General features: G+C 51.5%; 15 protein-coding genes. 11 read left to right on the top strand and 4 right to left on the bottom strand.

Annotated elements, in window-relative coordinates; all coding sequences use genetic code 11:
- Nucleotides 1–241 precede the first annotated feature (241 nt).
- The 4 genes from MKX98_RS17300 (at nucleotide 242) to rarD (ending at nucleotide 3,807) form a co-directional block, all read left to right on the top strand.
- Complete coding sequence (locus MKX98_RS17300) at nucleotides 242–862, top strand: FMN-dependent NADH-azoreductase (protein WP_113059788.1); 621 nt, start codon at nucleotides 242–244, stop codon at nucleotides 860–862.
- A 93-nt stretch (nucleotides 863–955) separates the two neighbouring features.
- Entirely contained in the window at nucleotides 956–1,780 is an 825-nt protein-coding gene (locus MKX98_RS17295; RefSeq protein ID WP_339217376.1) for an SDR family oxidoreductase, read from the top strand.
- Nucleotides 1,781–1,862: 82 nt separating this feature from the next.
- The gene (gene sigJ, locus MKX98_RS17290; protein WP_339217374.1) at nucleotides 1,863–2,717 is read left to right on the top strand and encodes an RNA polymerase sigma factor SigJ; all 855 of its coding nucleotides are present in this window, start codon (nucleotides 1,863–1,865) and stop codon (nucleotides 2,715–2,717) included.
- Between the two features lie 211 nt (nucleotides 2,718–2,928).
- Nucleotides 2,929–3,807 (top strand): EamA family transporter RarD, encoded by an 879-nt coding sequence (rarD, locus tag MKX98_RS17285; protein WP_339217372.1) that lies wholly within the window; start codon nucleotides 2,929–2,931, stop codon nucleotides 3,805–3,807.
- 155 nt (nucleotides 3,808–3,962) lie between these two features.
- Here the strand turns inward: rarD and MKX98_RS17280 are convergent, their stop codons facing one another.
- The 4 genes from MKX98_RS17280 to MKX98_RS17265 form a co-directional block, all read right to left on the bottom strand.
- Nucleotides 3,963–4,346: an MBL fold metallo-hydrolase gene (locus MKX98_RS17280; RefSeq protein WP_339224490.1), complete on the bottom strand. Its 384-nt coding sequence runs from the start codon at nucleotides 4,344–4,346 to the stop codon at nucleotides 3,963–3,965.
- Between the two features lie 154 nt (nucleotides 4,347–4,500).
- Entirely contained in the window at nucleotides 4,501–4,776 is a 276-nt protein-coding gene (locus tag MKX98_RS17275; RefSeq protein ID WP_339217370.1) for an MBL fold metallo-hydrolase, read from the bottom strand.
- A gap of 13 nt (nucleotides 4,777–4,789) precedes the next feature.
- Nucleotides 4,790–5,122: an IS3 family transposase gene (locus MKX98_RS17270; RefSeq protein ID WP_339224488.1), complete on the bottom strand. Its 333-nt coding sequence runs from the start codon at nucleotides 5,120–5,122 to the stop codon at nucleotides 4,790–4,792.
- A gap of 130 nt (nucleotides 5,123–5,252) precedes the next feature.
- A complete protein-coding gene (locus MKX98_RS17265) occupies nucleotides 5,253–5,465 on the bottom strand; it encodes a helix-turn-helix domain-containing protein (protein ID WP_339217368.1) in 213 nt (70 codons plus the stop codon).
- Nucleotides 5,466–5,680: 215 nt separating this feature from the next.
- Between MKX98_RS17265 and MKX98_RS17260 the strand changes: the two genes are divergently transcribed.
- The 7 genes from MKX98_RS17260 to MKX98_RS17230 all read left to right on the top strand — a co-directional run bounded on the left by MKX98_RS17260 (nucleotide 5,681) and on the right by MKX98_RS17230 (nucleotide 15,047).
- A complete protein-coding gene (locus tag MKX98_RS17260; protein WP_339217366.1) occupies nucleotides 5,681–6,628 on the top strand; it encodes an ABC transporter permease subunit in 948 nt (315 codons plus the stop codon).
- Nucleotides 6,629–6,641: 13 nt separating this feature from the next.
- Nucleotides 6,642–7,517 (top strand): carbohydrate ABC transporter permease, encoded by an 876-nt coding sequence (locus MKX98_RS17255; RefSeq protein ID WP_113059795.1) that lies wholly within the window; start codon nucleotides 6,642–6,644, stop codon nucleotides 7,515–7,517.
- Nucleotides 7,518–7,673: 156 nt separating this feature from the next.
- Nucleotides 7,674–9,188 carry an extracellular solute-binding protein gene (locus MKX98_RS17250; protein ID WP_339217363.1) on the top strand — a complete coding sequence of 505 codons (1,515 nt, stop codon included), beginning with the start codon at nucleotides 7,674–7,676 and terminating at the stop codon, nucleotides 9,186–9,188.
- A gap of 69 nt (nucleotides 9,189–9,257) precedes the next feature.
- Nucleotides 9,258–10,514: an FAD-dependent oxidoreductase gene (locus MKX98_RS17245; RefSeq protein ID WP_113059797.1), complete on the top strand. Its 1,257-nt coding sequence runs from the start codon at nucleotides 9,258–9,260 to the stop codon at nucleotides 10,512–10,514.
- 25 nt (nucleotides 10,515–10,539) lie between these two features.
- On the top strand, nucleotides 10,540–12,180 hold the full coding sequence (locus MKX98_RS17240; protein WP_339217361.1) for a response regulator: 1,641 nt from the start codon (nucleotides 10,540–10,542) through the stop codon (nucleotides 12,178–12,180).
- Nucleotides 12,173–14,047, top strand: a complete 1,875-nt coding sequence (locus tag MKX98_RS17235) for a sensor histidine kinase (protein WP_339217359.1) — start codon at nucleotides 12,173–12,175, stop codon at nucleotides 14,045–14,047. The genes MKX98_RS17240 and MKX98_RS17235 overlap by 8 nt, the downstream gene beginning before the upstream one ends.
- Nucleotides 14,048–14,435: 388 nt before the next feature.
- Nucleotides 14,436–15,047 carry a TetR/AcrR family transcriptional regulator gene (locus tag MKX98_RS17230; protein ID WP_339217357.1) on the top strand — a complete coding sequence of 204 codons (612 nt, stop codon included), beginning with the start codon at nucleotides 14,436–14,438 and terminating at the stop codon, nucleotides 15,045–15,047.
- The last annotated feature ends 2 nt before the right edge of the window (nucleotides 15,048–15,049 follow it).

The following is a 15,049-nucleotide window of genomic DNA, read 5'->3' as shown; positions in this document are numbered from 1 at the left end:
GAAATGGAGACAAGAATTTGCAGTCATAAACGTCGAGATTGCTCATAAGTGATTCGATCTCGATGTTACAAATCAGAGTCCTGCATCGTTATATGTGCATAACGGAACAGGGAGTTGAGGAAGAATGAGCGGTTTGACATGAGTTGATTTCGGAGAGAGCTAGCATCTCTTACCTTGATACTGTCATCATCCTAATTTCAAGAGCGGGAAAATTTTCCAGAAAAACCAGGAGGGAATATAAATGGCAGATGTACTATTCATTAAAGCTAATGATCGTGATCAATCCGTCAGCATAAAGCTCTACGACGCTTTCGTAAATGCTTACCGGGCGAAAAACCCGGGCGACAATATTACGGAATTGGACCTGTTCGAAGTGGAGCTGCCTTATTACAATGGCGAAATGTTTTCGGGCATTATCAAGCTTGCCAGCGGCGGTGAACTAACGGCCGAGGAACAAAAAGCAGTCCAAATCGCTAATCGCTACACAGATCAATTTATCGCAGCAGATAAAGTCGTAATCGCGTTCCCGCTTTGGAATTTTACGATTCCGGCTCAATTGCTCACCTACCTGTCTTATCTTAGCCAACCGCGGAAAACATTCAAGTACACAGCACAAGGTCCGGTAGGATTGCAAAGTGAAAAGAAAGTGGTGCTCCTTAACGCACGTGGCAGCGTTTACTCTGAAGGCCCGCTGGCTGAAAAGGAGATGTCGGTTAATTACGTAAAAAGCATGCTCGGTTTTTGGGGAATCACAACGATTGAAACGGTTGTCGTAGAAGGCCACAATCAATTCCAAGACCGCGCCCAGCAAATCATTGAAACCGGATTGACTGAAGCAGCAAAAGTAGCATCTGGATTTTAATGCACTACAAGCATCACACTATACCGCCATCTCAGGCGGTATAGTGATCTATCGACCTAACCTACAAAGAATAGCAAAGGATGAGAAATATATATGATCTTAGTTACAGGTGCCACAGGCTCTGTAGGCCGTGAAGTGGTGCGGTTGCTGCACCAGGACGGTTATAGGGTGCGGGCGGTCAGCCGTGATCCCGAGAAGGCGAATTTTCCTGTAGAAGTTGAGGGGGTGGCCGGAGATCTAACGAAGCCGGAGTCACTTTTATCCGCATTTGACGGCGTGGAAAAGGTATTTTGGATGTTACCGCTAGCCGCCGACTTTAACTTCCCGCGGATCGCCCGGCAGTCCGGGGTTCGGCATATCGTATTGCTCTCAGCGGCAACCGTTGAAGTTGGGGTACAAAATGCCATTGCGCGACTTCACTTAAATGCCGAGCAGGCAGTCCGGGAATCGGGCGCATCCTGGACAATCCTGCGGCCGAGCGGCTTCATGACCGATACGCTCCGATGGACAGATTCGATCAGGTCCGAGGGGGTTGTCCGGGTACCGTTTGGCGACCTCAGCATTCCAGTGATCGATTCGCGGGACACTGCTGCCGTCGCCGCAAAAGCGCTAAGCACTGACGGACATGAAGGGAAGGTTTATACGTTAACCGGACCAGAATCGCTAACTCGTCGGCAACAAATGCGAATACTTGGCGAGGTTTTGGGGCGAGAAATCGGGTTTGAATTGATCACAGACGATCTCGCACGTGAACAGTTACTTCGACATATGCCTCCGGAAATGGTGGAAGCTCTCTTTGATCTGTCTAAACAAGGTCAACGATTCTCTAAAGTGCTTCCTACAATGGAAGAAGTAACCGGCCGGGCACCTCGCACCTTCCAACAGTGGGTGACCGATCACTCCGAAGCTTTCCTGTAGTGGTGAGCCTGCGAGAAAATTCAGCAATGTTGCATGGGAAGCGGGCATTATTATTTACAATCCGGAAAAGGTGAGAATGTGTATGGAGGAATTGTTTGATCAATATAAAGCGCTTCTGTTCACGCTGGCGTATCAATTGACAGGTTCTACAGCAGATGCTGAGGATGCGGTGCAGGATGTGTTTTTTAAGGCGTGCGACATTCAGCCCGAGCGATTGAAGGAGCCGAGAGCGTATTTGTGCAAAATGGTAACCAATCGCTGTCTTGATCTGCAGAAGTCGGCTCGGAGAAAGAGGGAAGTGTACGTCGGCCCCTGGCTTCCCGAACCGATTCGGACACCGGAGGAGGATATGGTCGATAAGGTCGTCCGTCGCGATATGCTATCGTACGCCATGCTAGTATTGCTTGAGCGGTTGACTCCGACGGAACGGGCGGCGTTCGTCTTGCGTGAGGCACTTGGATTCGAATATCCCGAAATAGCCGAACTACTCGGCAAGCGAGTAACGAATTGCCGTATGCTGGTGAGCCGGGCAAGAAGCAAGTTGGGAATATCCGAGGAAGAGCAGATCGCCGCCGAAGCAGTCGATTTGGATTGGGTTAGCCGATTCCTCACATCCCTTGAGCAAGGGAACGTCGATCACGTACTGTCCCTACTGAGTGAAGATGTCATCCTCGTTACCGACGGAGGTGGAAAGGTAGTCGCGGCTACTTCTCCAATACAGACTCGCGATCAAGTGGCCCTAATCTTAGCCGGGGCGCTCCATGCGCTAAAGTCTCAGGGCAGCGTACACGCCGAGTTTAGCCCTTTGAACGGTGAGACAGGTATCGTACTACGCGCTGAGGGCAGAACAGCAGCCGTTATATTTTTACAACACCGACGTGGAAAGTTTGACAGAATCTATGTCGTTAGAAACCCGGATAAGCTTACGCATGTTTAGCCGGTAGCTGTGTCTGCGGAGATAATATAACAATCCTTGAAAGTCGCACTCTATGCGGCTTAACTAAGCTAACGGGAGGACTATAGCTAATACAACGGCAGCCGGACAAGAGCGTGAATGCCTGCAAGCTGGCCCATTATTTCCTTTACTTAAGCGAGGATCGAGGCGTATAATTCGATAAGGCATCGGAGTGAGAAGAGGGGAACTAATTATGAACAGTGGGTTGGTTAACGCTATTATCGCGTATATCATGTGGGGAGTTCTCCCGCTTTATTGGAAGTTGTTTGACGATGTGCCGGCAGGCGAAATTCTATCACATCGGGTTGTCTGGTCATTCGTCTTCATGGGTATTCTCGTCGCCCTCCAGCGCCGCTGGGGTGACATAAAGAGGATTGCGGCTAGTCGTTCGCTCTTGATGTCGCTTGCCGCCAGCGGACTACTGATCGCTGCTAATTGGCTCATCTTCATCTGGGCGGTCAACAACGGCCATGTTGTCGAGACAAGTCTCGGCTATTATTTGAACCCGTTGCTCAACGTACTATTAGCGGTCGTTTTTCTTCGTGAGAAGCCAAACCGCGGCCAATGGTTAGCGATTGCCATCGCTGGTGCCGCGGTGCTCATCATCGCCATCGACTACGGTCGGTTCCCGTGGGTCGCTATTTCGCTGGCCGTGTCGTTTGGCTTGTACGGTCTCGCGAAGAAGAAGATCGCGCAAGACGCTTCTGTGGGCTTGTTGTCAGAGACGGCAGTAGTCCTGCCCGTCGCGCTCGGCTACTGGATCTATTTGGCCGTCGTGGGAAAGACGACGGCATGGACGCTGCCTGCGCCTATGTTCGTCGAGCTGCTTCTCTCCGGCGTGGTTACGGCACTGCCGCTGCTCTTCTTTGCGCGGGCGGCCGCCCGGATGACGCTGTCCACGCTTGGCTTCGTACAGTACATCGGGCCGACGATCATGCTGTTACTGAGCATATTCGTGTTCAAGGAATCGGTCTCGCCGGTTTTACTCATCGGCTTCGTACTCATTTGGACAGCGCTCGTCGTATACGCTACGGCATCGGTTCGCAGCACAAAAATTGCGAAGGCAAGCTGACGGCACAAGTACCTCGGTACCATCATACAGGCCATTTCCGTTCAATGCGACGGAAATGGCCGTTATCCGTTTGAGGTGTAATCTGGCATACTTGAGCTCAACAACTTTTTTGCGGCCATACCTATATTGAATTTAGCTAACGTGCAACGATAGCCTCATAAAACAGCGGCAGTTTTAGGACTTAATTTTCTCGTCCAAAGCTGCCGCTGTTTCTGTTTTGCCGTTAGTTTAATACTAGTTTTTGCGATGTTTGACGATTTTGTAATTCGAAAAGCTGATTGGAGCGGATTCTGCGGGCGGGAGCGGATAAGATCGGGATCAATACGGCAGCGGTCAAGCAGCCGGAGCAAACAGATGACGGTCTGGATGTCATAAGGGAGTAATTTTTTCAGCGAGGATTTTGCCAAATCCACATCTACGCAGTTGTCGGGTTCCACAAAACGCCCGTTATCGATCATCATGGCGTCTCCGGCAATAAGAAGCTTGTGCTGCTTCAGATAGAGGCTGATATGTCCGGGGGTATGTCCCGGCGTATGAATGACCTCGATCCCTCCAAATAAGGGGAGTTCCTCCCCGTCGGTTACGATTGATCCACTTTGGCTGTCGGCGGATGTTCTAATAAATGAAGGACTGCATCCCGTCTTTCTATTAGCAGAGCGGCGCGAAACCGGTCGATGAGTGCAGGGGTTATCTTCAGATGCGGCTTCTCTCCCTGGATATAAGGTTTTTCCTCTTCATTGCGAGTATGTCGATTTTGTGCGGTATGGCGTTCAGAAGCTCCGTCAACCCTCCGATATGATCCAAGTCATGGTGGGTTAAAATGATTTTTTTGAGTTTGTCCAAGGGGATCCCGGCTTGAGCCATTGCTTCTTGAAAAACGGGCAGCCGGTAGGGAATACCGGCGTCGATCAAGACAACCTCCCGATGGTCCCAACTGTTGGAACGTTTGGAGTACCAGCTCATTGTCATTTCGATAACTTGTTTAGTAGGCAATAATTTCATTATTGAACAAATCTTTTATGGCGGACAGATACAGCCAGAATTCCCCTACACGGTATTGCGTGATATCGGTAACCCATTTCTGGTTGGGCGCCTCTGCTTGGAAATCCCGTTTCAATAAATTTTTAGCTACGCGTCCTTCAGTAGAAAAAACGTAGTTACAACGATGCTTCCGTCGAATACGAGAGCGTATACCTGACACCTGCATGAGCCGAAGCACTTTCATATGATTCATCCAGACCCCTTGGTCTTGCAGCAAGAATAACTGGAGCTGGCGGTAACCGTAAACACCATTGTAGTGCTTATAAACCTTCATCACGAGCGCTTTATCTTCTCGATCGCGATCTAGTTTCTTTCGCTTAAAAAAGCGTAGTAGCCACTTCTGGAGACACCAAAGATCTTACAGAGTGTGCTGACCGGGTAGTCTTTGGCAGCCTTCTCTATCGTTAGATATCTATACGTTTCATCTCCTGCATCCAGATTTCCAAGCACTTTTGTAATATTTTGATCTCCCGTTCGAGCGCTTGTACGTATCTGTTCTGGTCGATATATTCCTTACGTCGCCCCCGCTGATCCACAAGTCCAAACTCGCCCAGTTCCTTATACTTCTTCATCCATACTTTTAGACGATGTCTGTCAGCAATCCCAAACCGCTCCATGATCTTGCGATAGGTACACCCTTCCACTAGGTGAAGGCGTACCGCCACTAACTTCGTCTCATAAGTGACACGCGAAGCTGCCGGTGTCCGCTAAAGTCCCTGGTCCATTCCCAAACTGTGTCGAAAAAGACCAGAAATAAAAGGATCGACCTCTACTCCCTCTGGGCCGCCTTCCCTACAATAAGAGACAAGACAGAGAAAAGTAGGTGGAGATCGTGAACAAACGCAGCGGAGGAGAAGGAACCCTCCTAGACGCCGGCCGACGGCGTTGGAAGCTGATTAGAGGCAACTTGGATATGTATTTGCTGCTTATACCGGGTCTGATGTTTTTGTTATTGTTCAAATACACGCCGATGTACGGGATCATCATTGCCTTCCAGGATTTCAACATCTTCGGCGGCATATCCGGCAGCGAGTGGGTAGGGATGGCGCAGTTCGAAAGGTTGCTGCAATCGGATGAATTCCTGCAAGTGCTAGTTAATACGCTGCTAATCAGCTTGTACAAAATAACGATTTTATTCCCGATTCCGATCGCCATCGCGCTTATGCTCAATGAAGTACGGCGCATGTTCTTCAAGCGGACAATCCAGACGATCATTTATTTGCCGCATTTTCTTTCCTGGGTCATTATTTCGGGGTTGTTCCTCAACATCCTGTCACCAAGCGGCGGCATCGTGAACGAAATCATCCGTTCGTTCGGCGGAGAGCCGATCTCGTTTTTTACTGACAACAGCCTGTTCCGCAGCTTGGTTGTCTTCACGGCCGGGTGGAAGGAAATCGGCTGGAACGCTATCGTATTTATCGCCGCGATCGCGGGCATCGAGCAGGAGCAATACGAAGCCGCAGCCATCGACGGAGCGGGGCGGATCAGACAGATGTGGTCGATCTCGCTGCCGGGCATGCTGCCAACCATCGTGTTGATGTTCATCCTGCGGATCGGCAGCCTGCTGGAGGCGGGGACGGAACAGATTTTGACCATGTATAATCCGCTCGTGTACGAGACCGGGGACGTCATCGGCACCTATGTGTACCGGATGGGACTCGGCCAGCAGGATTACAGCTTCAGTACGGCGGTTGGCCTATTCAATTCAGCGGTCGGATTCCTGCTAATCGTCATCGGCAACATGCTCAGCCGCAATTTCCTGAATCGCAGCATCTGGTAAAGGAGGAACGACCATGTATAGGAAAACCGTCAAAGATGTTATGCTGGATGGCTCTATCTACGTTGTGCTTATTGCGATGGGGCTTATTACACTGCTTCCGTTTGTAAACGTATTTTCCAAGTCGATCAGCGAGGAGTGGGCCATCCTGTCGGGCCAGGTCGGAATTTTCCCTGTCGGCTTTCAGCTCGACACGATGAAATTCGTTGTCACGAACAGCCAGTTTCTAAACTCGCTGTGGATATCGGTGCTGATTACGGTCATCGGTACCCTCGCGTCGTTGCTCATTACGGCGCTGACCGCTTACCCGTTGTCGAAGCGCGAGCTTCCCGGCATGGGCATCATTATCATTTTGTTCATCTTCACGATGATGTTTAACGGGGGAATCATCCCCAACTATCTGCTCATCCGCGAGCTGGGCCTCATTAACCATTTAGGCTCACTCATTTTGCCGGCGCTCATCAGCGTATTCAACATGCTGGTCATCAAGAGTTATTTCGAGAGCTTGCCGGCCAGCCTGGAGGAATCCGCCAAGATCGAAGGCGCGAGCAATTTGACGGTTCTGTTCCGTATCATTTTGCCGCTAAGCGGTCCCGTGCTTGCGACGATTGGTCTGTTTTATGCCGTTTATTATTGGAACGACTACTTCAACCCGATGCTGTACATCAACAGCTCGTCGCTGAAGCCGTTGCAATTGTACCTGCAGGACATCGTCATGAACGCCGATACATCTTCGGCGCTTGATAAGACGGCCGACGATCTGATGAACGTGCCCGCGGAAGGCGTCCGGTCAGCAACGGTCATCGCATCCACGATCCCGATTCTGCTCGTATATCCGTTCCTGCAGAAATATTTTATCAAAGGCGTGCTCATCGGTTCCGTTAAAGGTTGATTGCGGCCATGTAAGGCAGCTTCCGAAGGCATTAACTTTACCCGCAATGCGATGCACGTCATGGCATGACTTCAGGTACCGGAGTATCGCCCCGTCATCGGGACGTTGTGGGGAGATTAATGATATAGATTATACTAATTGCAGGAGGGTCTCATTATGAAAAAAGCATTGAAACTTATGACTGTCATGGCCATGTCTGCGCTTCTGGTTATGACGATGGCTGCTTGTTCCGGCAACGGAACGAACACGGGCAACGAAGCGACGACCAAACCGGATGCGGAGAAGCCAGTCTTAAAGCGACTGAACGTATGGCAGAACGAAGAATACAATGCATACCCGGTAGCCAAGCTGCTCGAAGAAAAAACGGGCTACAAAGTGCAATACGATATGCTGCCTCAAGACAAGTGGGCGGAGAAGCTGAACCTGATCATGTCCTCCGGCGAAGCGTATGACATCGTCACTTCCTATAACGACATGGCCTTGTATTCGGATTATGCGCAGAAGGGTGCGCTCGTCGACCTGACGCCGCTCATCGACGAATTCGGCCCAAATATTAAGGCGGCTATAAAGCCGGAATCATTGGAAGCGCTTAAGGTAAATGGCAAGCTATATGCACTCCCGGTAACCGTGACGTACGATATCAACAGCTCCATTCTCATCCGTACGGATTGGCTCGACAAGCTGGGTCTGTCCATGCCGACGACGACCGAAGAGCTGACGAACGTTCTAACGCAGTTCAAGGAGAAGGACCCAGGCGGCAACGGCGACCGCAATGTGCCGCTTACGATCAAGGGCGACCAATCGATGATTGACAACCTCGTAGGCGCGTTCGGCATCGCCAACACATGGAACGACGTAGACGGCAAGTTCGTGCCGCGTGTCATGGACCCGGCATTTAAGGATTATGTCGCTTACGTAGGCAACCTGTATGAGAAAGGATTGATCGACCGAGAATTCGTAGCCAACAAGGACGCTACGGCGAAGGAGAAATTCGCAAGCGGCGTGGCTGGCGCCATTGTCGTTCACTGGGCAGACATCCCGGCCATCTCGGATTCGCTTGCGAAGACCAAGCCGGAGGCCAAATTCGCTTTCGTGCCGGCGCTTAAGGGCCCTAACGGTGAAGCCGGCTTCGCGGCAAACGCCGGATTTGACCGTCTGACGTTCATCCCGAACGCATCAACGCATCCGGAAGATGCGATCAAATGGATCAATGCAAGCCTGGAGCCGGAAACGTTCAAAAATATGGCGATCGGCGTGGAAGGCACGCATTATAAAATAGTAGACGGAGCATACGAGCCAATCCAGCCGATCTTCACCGACGAGCGCAACCTGGCTAATAACTATATGGCGGGCACGGATGAAGAAAACTATCCGCAATACTGGCAAGCGCGCGTTCGCAAAAACCCGGTTATGTTCGAAGCGTTTAACTTCCTCAACAACGAGCAGCCTGCCGAAGTGAAAATCAAAAACGTTCTGGGTCTTGCTCCGTACATGCAGCAATATTCGAAGACGAATCAGCAATTGAGCACCATGGTTGGCGACTACACGGTCAAACTGATTGCCGGCGCGGAGTCCATCGACGGCCTTGCCGACTTTCAATCCAAATTTATGTCAGCGGGCGGGGAAGCGGCTTCCAAGGAAATTAACGACTGGTACGCAACGACTAAATAATAACAGGATAAGCGGCGGTGATCCTATTTTTTGCATACACCGCTTCTTCTATCTAAGGGAGAGATCATTATGAATAATGCAGTGTATTCGTTCGAACGTCACGTGAAAACCCATACCAAGGCGGACGTCGTCGTCATCGGTGGCGGACCTGCGGGGACAGCCGCTGCCATTGGCGCGGCCAGACGCGGCAAACAAGTGATCTTGCTGGAGAAGTCCGCTCAGCTCGGCGGGATGGGGACGCTTGCCAACGTAAGCGTGTTTATGCCTGTCGGCAATGTGACCGGCATCTACCGCGAGATCGTCAAGGAGATGCTGGCCGACTATCTGCCCGCCGGCCACGACGAATCGATCGCGCCGCAATATTCGCCATTTTTGCTACGCCAATACTTGAATGACAAAATGAAAAAGGAAGGCGTATCGGTCTACTTCCATTGTGAATTCGTTGGCACGATACGCAGCGGCAGCGGGATCGGTGCGGTTATCGTATCGACGCGCGAAGGCCTAAGAGCGATAGAAGGTGATGTCATCATCGATTGCACGGGCGACGCGCGAGTAGCCATCGACGCGGGTGTGCCTTACCGCTCGGGCCGCGAGTCTGATGGACTCACGCAGCCGATGACACTTATGTTTACGATGCAGGATACGGGAAAGCCAGTAGAGAAGATACTTCCGGAAGGCTGTTATTATTACGAGGAGGTATCCGACCTGCCGCAGGGGCGAAGGTTATATTGGAAGCAGCGCGACGACGGCGTGTTGCTCATTAACATGTCGCGCGTCAAGGCGAACGGAGCCGATATGGAGCAAGTCAATTACGCGGAGACCGAAGCGCTTAAGCAGGTGTTCTCCATTGCGCATTATTTGCAGAGAACGGGCTTCGAGACATACGCCATCGCACACATCGCTCCGCAGACAGGTGTTAGGGAGACCAATCAAATCGAAGGGTTATACACGTTGACCGAACAAGATGTTGTAAGCGGTACGCGTTTCCCGGATGTGGTCGCCCAGACAAATTACGAGATCGATATTCATAGCCCGGACGCGGGCAAGACAACCGACGAGCGCCGCGTCGACGGCTACGATATACCGTATCGCACGATGGTGCCTGTAGGCGATATCGATAACCTGCTCGTTGCGGGCAGATCGATCTCCGCAACGCATGTCGCCATGTCCTCGATGCGCGTCCAAGCGACTTGTTACGCGCTGGGTCAAGCGGCGGGCATAGCGGCCGCGATCTCCCTCGAAGACGGCGTGTCCGTTCGCGAAGTAGACATCGACAAGGTGCAAGCCGAGCTTGCCAATCAAGACGCTAGACTGTTAGGCCGATAAATTAGGAGAAGGGAGATGGCGGGCGATGTATCGATTGCTTATCGTGGATGACGAACCGGCGGTCCGGGCGGGCCTGCGCACTTATTTCGATTGGGCTGCTTACGGAATCGAAGTGGCGGGCGAAGCGGATGACGGAGACGTGGCTCTCGAGATGATCACCCGCGATCAGCCCGATCTTATACTCACGGATGTCCGGATGCCGACTATGGACGGCATTACAATGTCGCAGTGTATCTCGGCCGAATATCCTTCCATTAAGATCATATTCGTCAGCGGGCACGACGACGCCGATTATCTCAAGTCGGCAATGAAGGTCAGCGCGGTCGACTATATATTCAAGCCGGTTAATTTGCAGGAGCTGAGTACGGTCATTGAACGCGTCGTTGCCGATCTGGACGTGGAGAGCTCCGAACGGATTCATAAGCAGGAGCTGCTTGTTAAACTAAAGGAAGGTATGCCGCTCCTGCGTGAGAAGTTCCTGCTCTCCATGATCAGTGAGGGTGCGCCGAAGTCGGAATTGGCGGAGCGGGTGTCGTTTCTGGGACTGAACTTGCCCGTGGACGCTTCCTATTGGGTGATGGTTGTCTCCGTGGATGATCTTGCCGATGTGATGGCCAGCCGTTCCGAGCGCGACCGCCAGCTGCTGTGGTATTCGGTGCTGAACGTCTACGAGGAGCTGCTGGATACGCATATGCGAGGGTATGCCTTCGAGCATCGTACCGGCGAATTTGTAGGCGTGCTGCAGGGATCGGAGCCCGGCGCCGATTCAGCAACCGAAGCGGCGGAGGCATTGTTTGCGCTGGCCGGCGATCTTCGCTCCAATCTGGAGCGCTGGCTCAAGATCGGCGTGACGATCGGCATTAGCGATCTGGCAGGCGGCTTATCCGGACTGGCGCCAGCTTACAAGCAAGCCCGCGAAGCGGCCGATTACAAGTGGTACCTCGGCAAAAACCGTATCATCACAATGGACAGTCTGGAGGGGGCGGGGCCGGAGGACGGCGCCATGCGCAGATACGATTTTGAGCTTAACGAGAAGCTGATCTCCGCACTTAAGGCGGACGATGAGGACAAGATTAGAGAAGCCGTGGAGATGATTTTTGCCAGCTTGTCCTACACCCGCCCGGACGGCCTGAAGTACGGCCGCAATCTGTGCATGCAGCTGGTGCTTGGGATTGGACAGCTGCTCATGGAGCTTGGCGCGGGGGACCCCGATCTGGAAATCATGGAAGCAGAGCTAACGGAGGCGTTGTACGCGAAGGAGACGTTAAAGGATTTGCGGAGGCTCATCGAATCGTATCTGGCGACTGTCAGCGAACACATCCGGGAGAAGCGGACTGGCAAGGTGGCAAACGTCATTGAGCGAGTACGCGGGTATATCGATCAGAACTACGCTAACGGCGGGCTTACCGTGGCCGATATCGGCAAGGCGGTCTATTTGTCTTCCACGTACGTCAGTCTCCTGTTTAAGCAAGAGACGGGACAAACCGTCGGCGAATATTTAACCCAGGTGCGAGTGGACAAAGCGAAGAATCTGCTGCGCGATCCGCAGTACAAGTTCTATGATATTTGCTATGCTATCGGATATACTGACCCCAGTTACTTCACAAAGCTGTTCAAAAAGGTGACGGGTGTTACACCTAGCGCGTACCGGGATTCTCATGCGTAGAGCCTGGAACGTTGTAACAGGCCTGCTTTCGCCGCTGTGCCAGCCAGCGGCGATTCGCCGTTTCTCGATCCCCCGTTCTTGGTTAATCGCGTATCTGCTGCTCATTGTGCTTCCGGCGGGCATTTTCTTGTATGGCTATTACGCGCGTTCTGCGGATATTCTGAGGGGCGAGGTCATCCGGACGATGCAGCAAGCGCTTAAGCAGGCCGGGAGCAATCTCTCCTACCGGCTGGAGCGCATCGAGGATATAAGCGACGCCGCTTTCATGAACGCAAACCTGCATTCGTACTTATCGATTAATTCGGATGATCAGTCCATCGGTACACAGATCAAGGTGATTGAGGATTTGAGGTATTTGGTCGAGACCGTACAGTCTAATGCTGATGTGTTCCATGTTCGGGTGTTCGTGGACAAATCTAAGCTGTATGCGGAAGAGAGAATCAATTTCTTCACGCTGGATAGCTTGATGGTTAGACCGTGGTTTCATTCCATCATCGATGGAAATGGTGGAATCGTATGGACGGGCGTTTATGAGGAGTCGTATCTCGGTGCGCCCAATGAGACGATATTATCTGCTGCGCGTATGCTGCGGGATCCCGATGATTATGACAAAGTGTCCGGTGTGCTCATGATCGACGTCCGTCAAGACATCCTCTCCACTATTCTATCTGAGCTGCAGTTCGCCCCGGGCACAGCGGTATACCTTGTTGCTGAGGATGGCGCAATCGTTTATCACCCTGATGCGGCGCTTATCGGCACGGCGGTTGAACCTCACATGCTGGATGCGCTGAACGAGGGGGCGGAAGGAACAGAGTCGCTTCTGCTGAACAATGTACAAAGCGATGTGTTGTATACGACGCTTGACCCGACGGGCTGGAAGCTTGTCGCCCAGGGAACGGAATCCCAGCTGTCGCCGGCTACGCAGCGACTGACAAAGCGGTCAGAGTGGCGCTCGCTGATCGAATATGTCGCGTTGTTCCTGATCCTTCCGTTTGTCCTTCTGGCGATTATCGTGAGGGGAATGAATCGGCGCGTCAACCACGTGATCACTGTCATCCGGAAGGAAGGCAAGGAGGGCAAGGATGCGATTGACGGTCTACATGAGTTACCGGCGGTTAATGGTGACTTCCATATGTTGGAGCGAAGCGTCGACCACCTGATCCTGCGTGTGCGTACGCTCGTCGAAGAAAACTACACAGCCGAGATTCGCGAACGGGAAGCCCAACTGTCGGCGCTGCAGGCGCAGATCAACCCACACTTCCTTTACAATACGCTGGATACGATCAACTGGATCGCCATCGGTAAGGGCGCGACCGACATCAGCATGATGATTGACAGTCTCGCGAAGTATTTCCGCCTGAGTCTCAATAAAGGCAATACCATCGTAAGCGTGACGGACGAGCTAAGGCTGGCAGAGGTATATCTCGAAATTCAGCAGAGCCGCTTCTTCGGCTCGTTCGACTTCAAAGTGGCAGCGGGGGATGAGTTGGAAGCATATCGTATGCCTAAGCTTATTTTGCAGCCGATTGTCGAGAACGCATTGCTGCACGGCATACGTAAGGCGAAGGACCGGAAGGGACTTATCAATATTACTGTGGAGTTGGATCAAGGTGACATCGTTTTCGTGATTTCGGATAACGGCATCGGCATGGACGAGGAGCTGTCCCGCCGTCTGCTGACGGAGGAGCGAGTCGGCTCTGGCGATCATTCGGGCAACGGAAGCTCCTACGGCTTGTTTAACGTGAACGAGCGGATCAAGCTGTACTCTGGCGAGGGGTATGGCCTGAGCGTCTCGTCGAAGCTCTGTGTAGGTACCTCCGTTACCGTCCGGATGAAAGCAGAGCTTGCGACCTCTCGGAATTCATGAAGTTTAGCTGCACAAAGTATCCCAGGCTAAAAAGAGGCTGAATCATGAAGTCGCTATGAAAATGACTTACGAGATTGATACTAGTAGAGATGTAGAAAGCTGGTTCGGAGCCATTCCGTATTAATTTTTGGACTGATTTTTATTATGTTCGGCTCAATATGGACTAATTGTGATGTCGGTGTACATAAACATGGTCCTTTTGAAAGTCGCTATTTTAGCGGCTTTTTTGTTTTATCGTTATAAGTTCTTGTCCCGATTGCCGTAAAGGCCGGTTACCGGATAGATAAGTAAAAGTTGATTTCGCTAATTTGGAGTTGAATGTTGTTGTTTCGCTCTCAATATTATATAATGAGTGAAATTTCATTCATTAAAAAAAGGGGGGAACTGTTTGCCACGCAGCAAGGAACAGTTTGAAGAAATGCGCAATGTTACTAGGAAAAAAATCCATTCAGCCGCGATGCAGTTATTTGTTAATCAAGGTTTTGGCTCGACGAATGTTCAAGATATTGCGGATACAGCTGGCATTAGCATTGGGCTGCTGTATCGTCATTACAAAAACAAGGATCAGTTATTTAACGAGTTGGTTGCTTACGCGGTTGCAGGATTGAAACGCAATATTACATTCTTTGAATCCGACCAATCCCCTAAAAAGTTGATGGCACAGTTTGTCGACGAAGTCTACACGGACATGATCAGCGGGGAGGAACTAACCCATCTACTGATCCTTATTAATCAATCTCTATTAGCTGGAGCCGCCACAGCCTCGAAACATTATGAAGAGATCCTCCAGGTAAATGCCAGGCTGCTTGATTCTACGGCACAGCTCATTCGAAAGGGGCAAGAGCGCGGAGAATTTCACTCAGGTGATGCGCAGGAAATGGCAGCTCTTTTTTATGCGTCAATTCAGGGATTGGCTCAGATGAAAGTATTACTAAAGAGCAACTTTACCATGCCCTCTCCATCTATCCTCACCGCATTTCTATTTAAGGAAAGGGAGTGACC

Origin of the sequence: Paenibacillus sp. FSL W7-1332, assembly GCF_037969785.1 — a bacterium.
Classification (GTDB): domain Bacteria; phylum Bacillota; class Bacilli; order Paenibacillales; family Paenibacillaceae; genus Paenibacillus_AQ.
The sequence above is the reverse complement of the archived record's forward strand: the minus strand, read 5'-3'. Positions and strand labels throughout refer to the sequence as shown.